Raw genomic sequence first — 14900 nt, 5'->3', positions numbered from 1 at the left:
AAAAAATAGAGGTAGGTTTTCATTTGAGTAAAATCTCTAGAAAACCTACCGCTAAATTTTCTGTAATTCCAAAAAATACTGGAATAAATATTATTTGCTTGCCGCTTTAACGAATTTTTCTACTAATGGCATTACATGCTCAACATCTTTCCAACCAAGTATTTCTGTCACCTTTTTTTGTAAATTTTTGTAGGTTCTAAAAAATTCTGCTATTTCTTCTAATCGATGAGGTGCTACATCTTGGAGAGATTTAACCTCAGTGTAGCGTGGGTCTTTGTCTGGTACACAGAGGATTTTTTCATCTCTGTCCCCTCCATCAATCATCTCTAACATTCCGATGGGTCTTGCTGCAATAACGCATCCTGGAAATGTTGGCTCATCCATAATTACCATTCCATCAAGGGGGTCTCCATCATCTGCTAGGGTGTTAGGGACAAAACCATAATCGTAAGGATATTGTACGGAAGAATAAAGTACTCGGTCAAGGGCAAAGGCTTGTAAATCTTTATCAAACTCGTATTTATTTTTACTTCCTGCGGGAATTTCTATCAGGACATTTATTAGTCCTGGTTCTGGTTGGGCTGGAATTAGCGATAAATCCACGACATTTCTCCATCTTAACTAAAAAAGAGTATATCAAGAGTCTTAACCAAAAGGAAGTAGGAAAGTCAAGCTATCGCCTTAGCTGATCGAAGTTTTAATTTAGATAGAGTCCAGAGGTTCTGCTTCTAAGGCACAAGGCACTTATTCTCAGGGAGACTTTCCCTCTTTATTTATTTCCAAATTAAATGAAATACAAATTTGGTCACTATCTTCAGTAAATGGAATAGTAGAGTGCCAGAAATAACAAGGAAAAATTACTGATTATCCTACTTCTAGTCTGCACTGATATTTCTGTTGATTTTTCATGTCTTACTCTCAGGAAAAAGAAGTAGGAAAATTTCAGTAACCTACTCCAGAATTATGTTGTTAGAGAGGATAAGGAAAAATTGATTTCTTAAACTCGCCCCTACTTAATAGATGATTAGTATTTTGCCAAATATTGAGATTTTTCCATCTCAAGGAATTCAACTAAATGAAATATAAATTCGGTCTCTATCTCTAGTAAATGGAATAGTAGAGCGCCAAAAATAACCAGGAAAAATTACTAATAATCCTGCTTCTGACTGAATCAGATATTTCTGTTGATTTTTCATGTCTTACTCTGAGGGAAAGGAAGTAGGAAAATTTCAATAACCAGACCCATAATTATTTTATTTGAGACATGAGGAAAATTGATTTATATTTAAACTCGCCTCTACCTAAAAGATGAAGTGTTTTCCCAAACCTCATATTTTTCTTGATCTACCTATCTAGAGGAATCAAATTAAATGAAATACAAATTCGTTCCCTATCTCCAGTAAATGGAATAGTAGAGTGCCAAAAATAACAAGGAAAAATTACTAATAATCCTGCTTCTGCTTGAATCGTATATTTCTCTTTTTTTGCCATATCCAATTCTCAGGGAAAAGAAGTACCAAAATTTAAGTAACCAGAGCCATGATGATTTTCTTTTATACTATTCGGAACTTGAATATAATAAACGCCACTACAATAACTTTCAGGATGAATATGAGAGTTTTGAAATCCTTCTGACTCTAAAATAACCGCCCAATCACTGAGCTTCCAGTCTGAGGGTAAATTATGGAAAAATTGATCATTAGAGTTAGCAGTGAAACGACTAAAATAATTAAAGAGGTAATGATTAATTTTTTGCTTCAGTTCTGCCATTACGGAAGTATTATCTGTAAAAATTTCGTAAGTTTGACTACCTCTATTTATTGGTTTACCTGGTCGGTCTTTTAAAAGAGTAGGATGTCGAACAATGTAATTTTTCAAGTCACTATTATAAGCTGCAAAATTCTCCCATCCTTCTACATTGGCAAACTGGTATTTAGCTACTAATTCTGAGCAGTCAAAAATAGACTCAGCTTCAGACTTTTTACCTACATCTTGCAAAGCTAAACCCAGATGAGCATAAGCTTCAATATGTCTATGATTAATATTTATAGCTTTTTGAAATTGAGCGATCGCTTCTTCAGATTTACCTATTTCTCGTAAAGCTATTCCTAGTTGCGCATAAGTATCAGCAGAATTAGAATTATGTTTAAGAATTTTCTGATATAGCTTTATTGCTGCTTCCCACTCAGATTTTTTCCCTAAAATTTATGCTAAACCTGCCATAGCATTAACAGAATTTTTATCCTGCTTTAATGCAGCGTTATAACATTCAATTACTTCCTCATGTTTTTCCTGTTGACTTAACAGAAAACCCAAATTTATATCAGGATCAGCAGAAGTAGGAATTAAATCAACAACAGCTTGATAACAAGCTTCAGCTACATCGACTTTTCCCTGCTCATAAAAAATAGCAGCAATATTAGTCAAATTTCTGTAGTCTACTTTTGTGAAAACTGCTATAAATAGAATAATTAATTTTACTGCTTCCGCACAACTTATTGAAAAAAGACAGAGCTAATTAATTGTTGCCAGATACTATATTATAACCCTATACTTTTTGTTAACTAACTTTAGCAATATGGATAAGATTTCTGATGATACAACTTTTATCATTTTCTTTGTGGGTTTAATACCCCACCGTCTACACGGTGTTCAAAATTACTTGGGGTGAGAATCCCCATGTAATTTTCCTCCTGTCTCCTGTCTCCTGTCTCCTGTCTCCTTCTTCAACTAGTGATAATCAAATCAACACTTCCCCATAAAAGGGAGAATATCTGTAGTAAATCTTCTAGTAAATATTCCGGTATTAGGAATTACCAATTATTTATCATCCCATAAATATCAAATGCCAGTTATTTGTTCATTTTTTCCTTAATTACCTCAGCTTGATAAGCACGAGTTTCAAAAGTATCAGCTAATTCCCAAATAGAAGGATAGACTTGACTCATAATAATACCAATCATTTCTTTTTCTGGATCGGCAAAATAATTAGTCCCAAATAAACCTCCCCCTCTAAAACTACCGACAGAACTAAGTGTAGTAGAAAGTTCAGGGTTATCCTTAACTTCAAACCCATTAGTATATTTATAACCCACACTTATAGGACGATCTTTAAATCGATCTGCAGGACGAATAGAGAGAAATGTTTCAATGGTTTCTTGATTAGCTATTTTTACCATTTGCTGCCCATCTTTACTCTTTAAATTTCCCCCATTAAGTAGCATTTGCAAAAAACGAGCAAAGTCATTAGGAGTAGAAACTAAACCAGCACCTCCTGAAAAATAAGTATCTCCTGTAAGATAAGGATAAGCTTCATCAATAAATAAACCAGGTTTTAATTCTCTAGTTTTCTCACCTATAGACTCTAAATTTCCATTGGCATTTGGAGTATAAGTAACTGCCAAACGATTTAATTTATTTTTAGTCACAAAAAACCCAGTATCATCCATTTCTAAAGGAGTAAAAATTCGCTCTGCCAAAAACTGATCAAAAGGTTTTTGGGAAACAACTTCTATTAGATAACCCAAAACATCTGAGTTAAGACCATAAAGATAATCTGTACCTGGTTCAAAAGCTAGAGGAACTTTGCTTAAACGATTTACCATTTCGCCAATAGTTCCTGAAGTGGTTGAAAGACCATCAGAAATATTAGCAGCTTGTAATAAGGGAAATAAAATTGGTTGATTCTGGAAATTATAGGATATTCCCGAAGTATGATTGAGTAATTGCTCAATGGTAATCTGATTTTTTGCAGGGGTGGTAGTATAATCATTTCCACTTCCCGAATTACCTCGTACTAGAACTTCCATATTAGCGAAAGAGGGAATATATTTAGAAACCGGATCAGTTAATTTTATAGACCCATCTTCAGCCAATAAATAAGTAGCAAAACCAGTGACAATTTTAGTTTGAGAAGCCATCCGAAAAATATTATTTTCTACCATTGGAATTTTTTTTTCCAGATTGCTAAACCCAAAAGTTTGACGATAAGCTATCTTGCCATCTTTGACAATTAAACCTACTGCACCAGCAATTTTTCCAGTGTCTACAAAGTTTTGAATATCTTCTGTTAAAGCATTGAGTTTGACTGCAGAAAGTCCTACTAACTCTGGGTTATCTACTGTAGTAAAACCCTGAACTTTTACTACCAGCGGCAGATTAATCAAAGCTGATATTATTACGATTAATAAGAATATTTTGAGCTTGTTCATATTTTAAAGGAAGAAAAATACGTTCCTGTCAAGTAAGCATTTCCTGAGGAATGCTGCGCAAACAGCCGTCAACTATGAGTTATTAACTCGTTATCTTGGAAGGAGGAATTACTATCCAAGCAGAATTAAAACTTATAAAAAAAAGGTGTCAGCTAACCTTACAGGAAAAGCTGAATGCTGAATGCTAATAGCTGAATACTTACCCTGTAAAAACTGAGAAAATATTTTCTATATACTACTACAATTAATAATTATATCTTCATCTCAGCATTAAGCTATAAATATGATCTAAATATCCCATGATTTGATATTTTAAATAACATTAACAATAAGAGTAAAGCAAAATTACCTAATCTGTTGAATATTAAAAAAAGACAAAGAGATAGGGAAAGCCCCCCAAAAAAACTTATCTTAAACAAAACTAATTAAAAACAGTCCTGATCATGGCAAAAATTACTCACAAAGAAGTATTCGACCTCCTAATCAAAGAAGTTCTTGAAGCTTACCCACATGTGGAAAATAAGTTGGATTTTGTATCTAAAGATATTTTAGAGCATCTTCTCTCTAATAGCGATGGAGTGAGAGAAAGATTGCGTAAAGGTTCTTTTACAAAAGATGATGGTGAAATTAATGAAACCGAAGCTTTTTTACTCACCTGGGTGGATGAAATATGGGATGTAGAAAATGGTAACCAAGGGTTATATGAAAAATTTATCTCTGAATTAAATGGAACACCACAGGAGTTTGATTTATATGACAAAGAGGTACCTCAATAAGGTGATTTAAGTTGTGGCTAAACAAACAAATCTAGAAAGCATTTAGTCGTCAGCTATCAGCTATAGAAATCCTAAATGATTTGTGCAAAAAAATGGTCTCCAAATCCAAGGGAAAATCGGATTTGGAGAGCAAACCGCTACGATAAAATGTTACAACCTATTCAGGATTGCTATATCAAACAAAGGAATTTATTGTTCAAGAATATTCGAGTGGAAATATTGTCTGGGTTTAACAAAAACTTAATTTTACCAATAAGAACAATATCTAAATAAGTATTAAAATAGAGCGATAATTACTAGATATTTTAAAGTGTAGGAATATGACAAATAATTCTTTTTTTTGATGAATCTAGAGAAACATCTTTAGTTAAAGCTGAAATTGTAGCTAAATATTTTTGGGCTTGGGCAAAAGTCATAATACCACAAGCTAAAAAATGGGGCAAAGATATTGCATATATCGATCTATTTTCTGGGCCTGGTCGTTATCAAGATGGTTCTAAATCTACACCATTACTAATTTTAGAACGTGCTATTGCTGATGAAGATATGCGAGAGAGATTAATTACTATTTTTAACGATAAAAACTCTGATAATACAGATTCACTTCAGCAAGCAATAAACTCTCTCGAAAATATAGAAACATTAAAATATCAACCACGAATTTTCAATACGGAAGTAGGAGAAGAAGTTGTTCAAGCATTTCAACAAATTAGTTTAGTACCTACACTATTTTTTATCGATCCGTGGGGTTATAAAGGTATATCTCGTGAACTAATAGGTTCAGTAATTAAAGATTGGGGTTGTGATTGTATATTCTTCTTTAATTACAACAGAATAAATATGGGATTAGGAAATCAGGCAGTAGAAAAACACATGAAAGCCTTGTTTAGTGAACAGAGATTTAATCAGCTTAAAAAAGAACTTAAAGAAATGCAGCCATACGAAAGAGAATTAAATATCATTGAAAATATATCTCAAGAACTGAAAAATATTGGTAGCGGATATGTCTTACCTTTTTGCTTTAAAAATGTTGAAGGAACTAGAACTAGCCATCATCTTATTTTCATATCAAAGCATATTCGAGGATACTCAATTATGAAAGAAATTATGGCTAAGGAAAGTTCATCTTCTGAACAAGGTGTACCAATTTTTGAGTATAATCCTGCAACAAAATATCAACCTTTACTTTTTGAACTATCCCGACCACTTGATGAGTTGGAAAATATGCTTTTAAATGAATTTTCGGGTCAGACAATTACAATGATAGATATCTATAATCAACATCATGTAGGCAAACGATATATCAAAAAAAATTACAAAGATGCTCTAATAAAATTAGAAACTAAAAGTCAGATTATTGCAGAACCATCTAAGCGTAAAAAAAATACATTTGGAGATAAAGTAAAAGTTATATTCCCATCGAAACATTAATCTTTTATTTTCTGGATTTACGCTTAGATTCTACCTTGTATATTCTCCATTTTTTTTGATGCTTATTCCACAGTTCCGGCATTTCATCCCAAACTTTTCCATCTAAAATTCTGCCTGAAGCTTTAGGAGTTCTACCTCCCCATTGTTTAAAGAAAAAAGCTACATTAGCAGCCTGACATTGTTCATAAATATTTTTTACCCATTCCTCTTTCATCGGACGATATTTATTGCCAGATTCACCACCTACAATTACCCAATCAATACCTGTTAAATTAAGTTCTAAATCACCTAAAAGTGGTTCACAAGAAAGGAATTTTACATTAGCAGGTACTTGTCGTAAATAATCTACACGATGAACATAATTTTGACTTTCCACTGACACACCCATCCAAATATTTTCATGCCATTCTAATTGAGGTGCTACATCAACTAAACGTTCATGTCTTTTCGTCAAAATTTGATAAATGTGCCTGGGTGTTTTGCTAATTATTTCAAAGACTTGTTTTATGAAAGAAATAGGCACATCTTCGTGGAAAATATCGCTCATTGAATTAACAAAAATCCGGCTAGGAGTACGCCAACTTAAAGGTTGTTTCAAACGCTCAGGATGAAGTTTCAAAGCAAACCCTTCAGGAAAATTATTAGTAAAACGTTTTGTAATTGTTTCTGCATAACAATGAGTGCAACCAGGACTAACCTTATCACAACCTGTGGCAGGATTCCAAGTCCTGTCCGTCCATTCAATGCCAGTTTTATTGCTAGCCATAGTTAAATTTACCTTCTCAAAAAAGAATAATTATTAAGGTCTAAGTTATTGACTTAAATATTTTTTTATTACTTACTAAAGTATACCTTTCCTTGAAGGATAAATCAACCTATTTATCTAGCAATATGAAAACTGAAAATTATCTCAATAAAAAATATAATACTTACTGAATATAAATAATAAAATAGTTGGTATTGCCAAGAATAATCAAAACAAGGTAGTATAATTTCCTACTATAAAAACCGAAATAAAAAATGCGCCTAAAATCTCTAGATGTATTTCGTGGCATTACAATTGCCAGTATGATTATTGTTAATAATCCTGGTAGTTGGAATTATGTTTATTCACCCTTACTTCACGCAAAATGGCATGGCTGTACACCCACCGATTTAGTATTTCCCTTCTTCTTATTTATCGTAGGTGTAGCAATGACTTTTTCTCTGTCAAAATACACCGATAAAAACCAAACAACTACACAAATTTATCGGCGAATTTTGCAGCGATGCCTCATACTTTTCCTCTTAGGTTTACTACTAAACGGCTTTCCTAATTACGACTTAGCTAATATTAGAATTATGGGAGTATTGCAACGTATTAGTTTAGCCTACCTTCTTGCAGCGATCGCCATCCTTAACCTTTCGAGAAAACAACTTTATGGACTTGCCGCCGTATTACTAATTGGATATTGGATAGCCATGCAATTAATATCCGTTCCCGGTTATGGCGCTGGCGACCTTTCCCCAGAAGGAAATCTTGCTGCTTATATCGATCGCCTTATTCTTACCCAACAACATTTGTGGGCCGGAAAACCATACGACCCAGAAGGTCTATTTAGCACTTTAGCTGCTATAGTAACCGTTTTGATTGGTTACTTTGCAGGGGAATGGCTCAACCATCAACCAATCAAAAGTCGCACTAGCTTAAATCTGGTCATTTTCGGTCTTAGCTGTTTAGTAGTGGGGTATATCTGGGGACTATTTTTTCCCATCAATAAAGCTTTATGGACAAGTTCTTATGTAATATTTACCTGCGGATGGGCTTTAATTTTACTGGCCGCTTGTTATGAAGCGATCGAAGTCCAAGGTTGGCAAAAATGGGGACGGCCATTTGAGGTGATGGGATTAAATGCCATTTTTATATTTGTAGCCTCTGGATTTTTGGCAAGAATGATGATTTATCACAATATTAGTAGTGGGGAAAATTCTCCTACCATCAAAACTTGGATATATGAACATTTTTTTCAATCCTGGGCAGGGTCATTAAATGGTTCTTTGATTTTTGCTATTGTGAATGTATTATTTTGGTGGGGAATTTCTGAATTTATGTATCGTCGAGGTTGGTTTCTTAAGGTTTAACTAAATGCAGCATTCCGTCTCCAAAAATTTAGGATTCAAATAGAGTATAAAAGTTTTTGATAAATGGTATTAGTCAGGTATTCAATATGATTGAATGCTCTAACTGTAGCTTATTTAAAAAAGTTTAAATTGAGATATTTTAGGTAAATTTGAAAATGAGTATTAACCAAGATAATTTTATAGTTCGTCCAATGACTCTAGCTGACTTAAAATTAGCTATAAGTTGGGCAGATAATGAAGGATGGAATCCTGGAATTGATGATGTTAATAATTTTTATGTGGCTGACCCTCAAGGTTTTTTAATTGGAGAATTAAACGGGGAACCAATAAGTTGTATTTCTGTAGTTAGATATAGTCAAAACTTTAATTTTATCATTTTCTTTGTGGGTTTAATACCCCACCGTCTACACGGTGTTCAAAATTACTTGGGGTGAGAATCCCCATGTAATTTTCCTCCTGTCTCCTGTCTCCTGTCTCCTGTCTCCTTCTTCAATGGTATTTATATTGTCAAACCTGAATGGAGAAAAAAAGGATTTGGCTTAAAAACTTGGCAGGAAGCTTTCAAGTTAATTAATCATCAATCTGCTGCTTTAGATGGTGTTTTGGAACAAGTTAATACTTACCGTAAATCTGGCTTTAAAACTTCTCATAGTCATCTGCGTTATCAGGGAATAATTCCTGGTGAAATATCTCAAGATGTCAAAGACTTAAAGACTATTAATTTTGAGAAACTTTGTAGTTATGATCGCCTTTATTTTCCTGCCGACCGTCCTAATTTTCTCAAAGCATGGATTAATCAATCAAATGGTAAAGGTTATGGAATAATTAATGATGGAAATTTAGTTGGTTATGGTGTTATTAGAAAAGCCAAAGAAGGATTTAAGATAGGTCCTATATTTGCCGAAAACCAAGAAATAGCAGAAAAGTTATTTTTAGCTTTGTGTAGTTATTCGGATAATCAAAATGTTTATATTGATGTTCCTAATATTAATCAACAAGCTATTAATTTAGTTGAAAATTATCAAATGCAATCTGTTTTTGAATGTGTCAGAATGTATTCCGGTCGAGAACCAAATATTGATTGGACAAATATTTTTGGTGTGACTAGCTTAGAGTTAGGATAAACTTTCAAAATGATTTGATAGGGTCATTTCAGTTATCAGTTAGCCTCCTCCGGAGGTACTGCGTTAACAGTACCTCTGGAATAAGGAGGCTTGATCTCAGGAATATTCTCTTTTTTTATCCCCTTAAAAGGCGATGCTTTATAAACATCTTTCTTCACATAAAACGTAGACATTATAGACAAATTATGTACAAGTCTTTCAAAAGTTTTTGTGAGAGAAAAAGTGTATGAAAAAGTACATTTTTTTTGATAACTTAAGTAGTTTTTCCTATCTACTATGATTCTTTCTCCCTTCTCCCCTGCTCCCTGCTCCCCTGCTCCCCACAAGGTTTTCAGGAGTTCCTGATCAGGGATAGCTTAAAAGGGGAGGCTTTAAACCACAATTTTTCGGTAATGAAGCTGATAGTTGAAAGGTTAACACTAAATGTGTACCTTTTTTTTCTCACAAAAAGCTACAAATATCGGTAGTAGATTGAAGAAGGAGACAGGAGACAGGAGACAGGAGACAGGAGGAAAATTACATGGGGATTCGCTCCCCCAAGTAATTTTGAACACTCCAGTTGACGGTGGGGTATTAAACCCACAAAGAAAATGATAAATTTTTCACATGAGATAGTTAAACAATTAGATAATCAAACTATTTACACTACCTCTGAAAATTCCTATTATTGGATATCAAAACATTTACATTTCAGTGAGATTCCTGAAAAAATAGAGCTATTTAAGAATAAGTATAAATTCCGGAAACTAACAAAATCAATCTTTCCCAACTTCTACTTCAGAGAGATACCTACAAAAGACCTCAAAAGAATTGAATTTGATAAAATTCCACTACCATTTATACTCAAACCAATAACTGGCTTTTTTAGCATGGGAGTTTATAAAGTTTCCAGTTATACCAGTTTTATAAATGTTTGCTACAAATAGCTAGGATATTTCTTATAGCAATGAGCGCTGGTATATTTACAAATTGCAGGAAAGGCCAAATAGCTAAAAGTCTTATATTATCAGCAATTTATTCCCCCAGATGAGCTGTTGCCTGTTGCCTGTTGCCTGCGCACAGCGCTATAGAAGTCAGTCCTCAGGAGTGAGGAGTCAGAATGAATGCCTTTAATAGAAGTTTTTAGGTCTGAATTTATCTTTTTAGTCCAAGAGACATCTCCTATAAAGTATTTTAATTGCCCCTATTATCCGTAACATTCTTTTTTCAAATTGGTATTACTCAGAATGGGTGAAAACCATCGATTTAATCACAGAGGAAATAGCTCCAACTAGAAACTTATATCCTGAATGTGTATTAAATACTAATTCATTTATCATTGAAGAGTATATTGATGGTGAATAATTTGCTGTAGATGCTTATTATAATTCCATTGGCAAACCAGTTATCCTAGGAATTTTTCAGCATATATTTTCTTCAGATAATAGTGTCAGTCAAAGAGTTTATTATTTATCCAAATAAATTATTGAAAGTAACCTTGAGGAATTGACAAATTTTCTCGAAAAAATTGGTAATTTAGCTAAAATAAAAAACTTTCCAGTACATATTGAGCTGAGAAGAAATAGTAATGGTATTTTATTACCTATTGAAGTAAATCCAATTCGATTTGGTGGTTGGTGTACTACCGCAGATTTATCTTTCTTAGCTTATGGTTTTAACCCCTACTTATATTTTTACTATCAAAAAAAAACCAGATTGGTGCAAAGTTATTCAAGAAAAAGAGGAAAAATTATTTAGTATAATTGAGTTAGATAATTCGAGTGATAAAAATGTCAGTGATATTACATCATTTAATTATGATAAATTGCTAGCAAATTTTGAAAAACTCATAGATTTAAGAAAGATAGATTACAAAGAATATCCTATCTTTGGCATCTTGTTTATAGAAACTAGAGAGGAGAATTTTCTGGAAATTAAAAACATCATAGATTCAGACCTAAGTGAATTTATCACAGTCAGTAAATAGGTTGATATATTCATAAGTTACACCAAATTTTTAACCTAGTCGATCTAGTAATATAAAAGCGGTACAAATATAATTACTGAAGAGCGAGGCATTGAGATAGTTAAACAATTAGATAATCCGAGTCTTTACCGAAAAATTGTGGTCTAAAGCCTCCCCTTTTTAAAGGGATAAAAAAAACGATAATATTCCTGATGTCAAGCCTCCTTATTGCAGGAGGTAGTGATACCGATAACTGAAATTACACTACCTCTGAAAGTTCCTATCATTTGGATGTAAAAACATTTTAAATTCACCGATATACCTGAAAAAATATAGCTATTTAAGAACAAGTATAAATTGAGGAAACTCGCAAAGTAAATCTTTCCCAACTTCTACCTTAAAGAGTTTTTTCAAGTAGAACTAAAAAGTCTTAAGCTTGACAACATTTCATATCATGTCCGCACATTATCGTTTGTGTAAACCCCAGGGTGAACATCTACAGGAAATTTAAGTTTTTTTCAGCCTTTTAAGTCTTCTTCCATCTTCCATCTTCCTTATTCCTTACCCTTACTTTACAATACTGATGCTACCGGACTTAATAGCATGAAAGTCTATAAAGTTTCCAATTATGAGGAATGGGTTAAAACCATAAATTTAATCACAGAAAAAATAACTCAAACTATCAACTTATATCCTGACTGTCTATGGAATACTAATTAATTTAGTTGTATTTCTAGCATTGATGCACTATTTTAGCTTTGTCATTGTATTATAATCTGCTGCCTAAATACTAATAAACTTGGTAGTCGTGCATTGTAATTATTTTGCTCAAGGGGAAGAACAGTAGAAGCAAGATGCTCCTATGAAGCGCCATTTTTCATCTACATATACCAATACAGTTTCCTACGGAATGCTGCGCAAACAGATAAGATAAAAATTCATAAGCTATGGAACCATTAGAGTAACTTTTGAGATTAAATAACTGCCAAAAAAATCCTTAACTTAACTATATTGCTACATATACCATCACTATGCATAACTACCATAAACTTTACCTTAATCCCCAATAAATTAGCTAAAACTTAACCATAATTGCCCTTAATATATTAATGTAAAAAAAATAATTTCAAACAAAAAAATATCTATAAATATTGTCAAAATAAGAATGAAAAGTAAAAAAAATATCCACTATTTTATCTTTGCAATTGTCTGGTTAAATTCTGCCTAAATACTAATAAACCCTACCTGACTTCCTAATAAATTTGCTAAACTTCAACCAGAATCGCTAAGATATACAAATGTCAAAAATTTTGACACTTAACTTTTGACTTAAAAAATATGATTCCAACCGTTATTGAACAATCTGGCCGTGGCGAAAGAGCCTTCGATATTTATTCTAGACTTCTACGCGATCGCATAATATATCTAGGAGAAGCCATAGATTCCGATCTGGCCAATCTAATTGTCGGCCAATTATTATATTTAGATTCAGAAGACCCAGAAAAAGATATTTATCTCTATATCAACTCCCCTGGTGGATCGGTCAGTGCAGGGATGGGTATTTATGACACCATGAGACACGTTCGCCCCGATGTCTGTACTATTTGTATGGGAATAGCCGCCAGTATGGGAGCATTTCTTCTCAGTGGAGGAACAAAAGGCAAAAGAATGAGTCTACCCCACGCTCGAATTATGATTCACCAACCATTAGGTGGAGCACAAGGTCAGGCCACAGACATTGAAATTCAAGCTAGGGAGATTTTATACCTCAAAAAATACCTGAATGACTGTTTAGCAGACCACACAGGTCAACCCATAGAAAAAATTGCAGAAGATACAGAAAGAGACTTTTTTATGTCAGCTACAGAAGCAATGGAGTACGGCTTAATTGACCAAGTTTATAACCGTAACCCCTCTAATTATTAACCAATTTTTTCTTGATTCCCACTAAATTTTTGTCTTTTTCTTTTGGGTTGAATACCCCGCCGTCTACAGGATTTTTACAACTGGTTGGGGTTTGAGTCCCCATCCATTTTTTCCTTCTTCCTTCTTCCTTCTTTCTTCTTCAAGGCATATCTAACTTTTCTAAATGTTGTAAGAAATCTTGCAATTTTTCAAAGGAAAGACGTGTACGCCCTTCCTCTCCATAGTTTTTTTTGAGATAAGTTTTTCCTTTTGTTGAATTCCAACCTAAACGTTTAATTTCATTGGTAGTTTTACCAAAAACTTCTAAATACTCCAAAAAGCTTTGTAACTCATCTACACTTAACTGTTCCAAAGATTCTTTATTATGACTATATTCTAAATAATCTTTTTGTTGTTTAAGCTTCCATCCTTGGCTTTTACTTTCCTTTGTAACCTTAAGCAAAATATCTAAATATTGATGGAAATTAAATAATTCTTCTGGTGTTAAGAATTGGCGTTTTTCTTGATGATAATTTTGTTCGAGAAAATCTCGCTCCTGTTCTTTCGTCCAGCCTAAACTATCAATCAAAATGTCTATATTAACATTTTCATTAGATACATCGTATGATGAACTTAGTGAAGAATTTTCATCATTATTATCAATTGATTGAGCTATTTCTACTGATGAATCTATAGATTCTGATGTAGTTATTTCACTATCTATATCATTATCATTTCCAGAACTTATTAATGTTTCTGTCGCCTCATCAATCTTTTCCTCCTCCTGTTCCGTACCATATTTAGTATTTAACCAACTATTATCAAAGCCACTCGAATTTTGAGTAGAATCAGGAATATCATCATAGTTAATACTAGACTCTACTATTGGTAATTCCTCTTTTTCCACCGGGGTATAAATATCTGATTCTTCCAACTCAGACGAAATAGTTGAACTATCAGGAACCTCATTAACATCTAAAGACAAAACAGTTGAACTATCAGGAATTTCATTAGTATCTAAATTCGATATTGCTGGTGGTACTTCCTCTATTTCTTTTTCTAAAGAAGTGTTTATATAAGTATTAGTCTGTGGTGTTGGAGGACTGACAGATGGAGGAGGACTAACAGATTGAGTAGGATAAAATTGAACAGAAGTTTGAGGTGTAGAAATAGATTTATCAAGTGGAAGAATAGCAAGCGATCGCTTTCTAGCTTGGTCTTCTGCCAACTCCACAGTATCAGCCGCCCCTAACCCACTGGCCAAAGTTTGACCATTGACCTGCACTAGGACACGAACCACATACTTACCATTATGGATAGTAATTAACTCAGAGATTAAGCAACCTGTGGGGTAACAAGCTCGAAAACGTTCTAACATAATTGTCTA

General features: G+C 33.4%; 16 protein-coding genes and 2 pseudogenes. 9 read left to right on the top strand and 9 right to left on the bottom strand.

Annotated features, from left to right (window positions below; genetic code table 11):
* Positions 1-90 precede the first annotated feature (90 nt).
* The 5 genes and pseudogenes from F6K06_RS21370 to F6K06_RS21350 all read right to left on the bottom strand — a co-directional run bounded on the left by F6K06_RS21370 (position 91) and on the right by F6K06_RS21350 (position 4166).
* Positions 91-603, bottom strand: coding sequence for an inorganic diphosphatase (locus F6K06_RS21370; protein WP_124147304.1), 513 nt, complete (start codon positions 601-603; stop codon positions 91-93).
* A 464-nt stretch (positions 604-1067) separates the two neighbouring features.
* Positions 1068-1196 carry a putative 2OG-Fe(II) oxygenase gene (locus F6K06_RS21365; protein ID WP_124147305.1) on the bottom strand — a complete coding sequence of 43 codons (129 nt, stop codon included), beginning with the start codon at positions 1194-1196 and terminating at the stop codon, positions 1068-1070.
* A gap of 148 nt (positions 1197-1344) precedes the next feature.
* Positions 1345-2154: pseudogene (locus tag F6K06_RS21360) on the bottom strand (putative 2OG-Fe(II) oxygenase).
* A gap of 51 nt (positions 2155-2205) precedes the next feature.
* Complete coding sequence (locus F6K06_RS21355) at positions 2206-2427, bottom strand: tetratricopeptide repeat protein (RefSeq protein WP_161564714.1); 222 nt, start codon at positions 2425-2427, stop codon at positions 2206-2208.
* 425 nt (positions 2428-2852) lie between these two features.
* A complete protein-coding gene (locus tag F6K06_RS21350) occupies positions 2853-4166 on the bottom strand; it encodes a serine hydrolase (protein WP_161564715.1) in 1314 nt (437 codons plus the stop codon).
* A 488-nt stretch (positions 4167-4654) separates the two neighbouring features.
* Between F6K06_RS21350 and F6K06_RS21345 the strand changes: the two genes are divergently transcribed.
* Positions 4655-4987 (top strand): hypothetical protein, encoded by a 333-nt coding sequence (locus tag F6K06_RS21345; protein WP_124147309.1) that lies wholly within the window; start codon positions 4655-4657, stop codon positions 4985-4987.
* Between the two features lie 305 nt (positions 4988-5292).
* Here the strand turns inward: F6K06_RS21345 and F6K06_RS21340 are convergent, their stop codons facing one another.
* Complete coding sequence (locus tag F6K06_RS21340) at positions 5293-5430, bottom strand: hypothetical protein (RefSeq protein ID WP_240039176.1); 138 nt, start codon at positions 5428-5430, stop codon at positions 5293-5295.
* Between F6K06_RS21340 and F6K06_RS21335 the strand changes: the two genes are divergently transcribed.
* Entirely contained in the window at positions 5366-6418 is a 1053-nt protein-coding gene (locus F6K06_RS21335) for a three-Cys-motif partner protein TcmP (RefSeq protein WP_124155342.1), read from the top strand. The two genes, F6K06_RS21340 and F6K06_RS21335, sit on opposite strands and share 65 nt — an antisense overlap.
* A 4-nt stretch (positions 6419-6422) precedes the next feature.
* Here F6K06_RS21335 and F6K06_RS21330 read toward each other — a convergent pair whose 3' ends face one another.
* Positions 6423-7184, bottom strand: coding sequence for a DUF5131 family protein (locus F6K06_RS21330; RefSeq protein WP_124147311.1), 762 nt, complete (start codon positions 7182-7184; stop codon positions 6423-6425).
* 254 nt (positions 7185-7438) lie between these two features.
* Between F6K06_RS21330 and F6K06_RS21325 the strand changes: the two genes are divergently transcribed.
* The 3 genes from F6K06_RS21325 to F6K06_RS21315 all read left to right on the top strand — a co-directional run bounded on the left by F6K06_RS21325 (position 7439) and on the right by F6K06_RS21315 (position 9663).
* Positions 7439-8539 carry an acyltransferase family protein gene (locus F6K06_RS21325; RefSeq protein ID WP_124147312.1) on the top strand — a complete coding sequence of 367 codons (1101 nt, stop codon included), beginning with the start codon at positions 7439-7441 and terminating at the stop codon, positions 8537-8539.
* Positions 8540-8694: 155 nt separating this feature from the next.
* Positions 8695-8973, top strand: a complete 279-nt coding sequence (locus F6K06_RS21320) for a hypothetical protein (RefSeq protein WP_287243435.1) — start codon at positions 8695-8697, stop codon at positions 8971-8973.
* A gap of 168 nt (positions 8974-9141) precedes the next feature.
* Positions 9142-9663: a hypothetical protein gene (locus F6K06_RS21315; RefSeq protein ID WP_287243433.1), complete on the top strand. Its 522-nt coding sequence runs from the start codon at positions 9142-9144 to the stop codon at positions 9661-9663.
* 35 nt (positions 9664-9698) lie between these two features.
* Here the strand turns inward: F6K06_RS21315 and F6K06_RS21310 are convergent, their stop codons facing one another.
* Entirely contained in the window at positions 9699-9989 is a 291-nt protein-coding gene (locus F6K06_RS21310) for a hypothetical protein (RefSeq protein WP_124147313.1), read from the bottom strand.
* A gap of 97 nt (positions 9990-10086) precedes the next feature.
* On the opposite strand from F6K06_RS21310, the gene F6K06_RS21305 reads away from it, so the two are divergent.
* From F6K06_RS21305 to clpP, 4 genes and pseudogenes are all read left to right on the top strand, one after another.
* Complete coding sequence (locus F6K06_RS21305) at positions 10087-10257, top strand: hypothetical protein (RefSeq protein ID WP_161564716.1); 171 nt, start codon at positions 10087-10089, stop codon at positions 10255-10257.
* Positions 10258-10893: 636 nt separating this feature from the next.
* A pseudogene (locus F6K06_RS21300) lies at positions 10894-11400 on the top strand (ATP-grasp domain-containing protein).
* Entirely contained in the window at positions 11312-11629 is a 318-nt protein-coding gene (locus tag F6K06_RS21295) for a hypothetical protein (RefSeq protein WP_205127540.1), read from the top strand. The pseudogene F6K06_RS21300 and the gene F6K06_RS21295 overlap by 89 nt, the downstream one beginning before the upstream one ends.
* 1317 nt (positions 11630-12946) lie before the next feature.
* Complete coding sequence (gene clpP / locus F6K06_RS21290; RefSeq protein ID WP_124147314.1) at positions 12947-13534, top strand: ATP-dependent Clp endopeptidase proteolytic subunit ClpP; 588 nt, start codon at positions 12947-12949, stop codon at positions 13532-13534.
* A 139-nt stretch (positions 13535-13673) separates the two neighbouring features.
* Here clpP and F6K06_RS21285 read toward each other — a convergent pair whose 3' ends face one another.
* Complete coding sequence (locus F6K06_RS21285; RefSeq protein ID WP_124147315.1) at positions 13674-14891, bottom strand: hypothetical protein; 1218 nt, start codon at positions 14889-14891, stop codon at positions 13674-13676.
* Positions 14892-14900 lie beyond the last annotated feature (9 nt).

Source organism: Okeania sp. SIO1H4 (assembly GCF_010672695.1).
Classification (GTDB): domain Bacteria; phylum Cyanobacteriota; class Cyanobacteriia; order Cyanobacteriales; family Microcoleaceae; genus Okeania; species Okeania hirsuta.
Note: the sequence above shows the minus strand (reverse complement) of the source record. Positions and strands in the feature narration are given on the sequence as shown.

Excerpts from the sequence above, each read along its gene's own strand:
- F6K06_RS21365 (WP_124147305.1), bottom strand. The coding sequence starts at position 1,196 with ATGAAAAATCAACAGAAATATCTGATTCAGTCAGAAGCAGGATTATTA.
- F6K06_RS21345 (WP_124147309.1), top strand. The coding sequence starts at position 4,655 with ATGGCAAAAATTACTCACAAAGAAGTATTCGACCTCCTAATCAAAGAA.
- F6K06_RS21330 (WP_124147311.1), bottom strand. The coding sequence starts at position 7,184 with ATGGCTAGCAATAAAACTGGCATTGAATGGACGGACAGGACTTGGAAT.
- F6K06_RS21325 (WP_124147312.1), top strand. The coding sequence starts at position 7,439 with ATGCGCCTAAAATCTCTAGATGTATTTCGTGGCATTACAATTGCCAGT.
- F6K06_RS21320 (WP_287243435.1), top strand. The coding sequence starts at position 8,695 with ATGAGTATTAACCAAGATAATTTTATAGTTCGTCCAATGACTCTAGCT.
- F6K06_RS21305 (WP_161564716.1), top strand. The coding sequence starts at position 10,087 with ATGTGTACCTTTTTTTTCTCACAAAAAGCTACAAATATCGGTAGTAGA.
- F6K06_RS21295 (WP_205127540.1), top strand. The coding sequence starts at position 11,312 with ATGGTTTTAACCCCTACTTATATTTTTACTATCAAAAAAAAACCAGAT.
- clpP (WP_124147314.1), top strand. The coding sequence starts at position 12,947 with ATGATTCCAACCGTTATTGAACAATCTGGCCGTGGCGAAAGAGCCTTC.
- F6K06_RS21285 (WP_124147315.1), bottom strand. The coding sequence starts at position 14,891 with ATGTTAGAACGTTTTCGAGCTTGTTACCCCACAGGTTGCTTAATCTCT.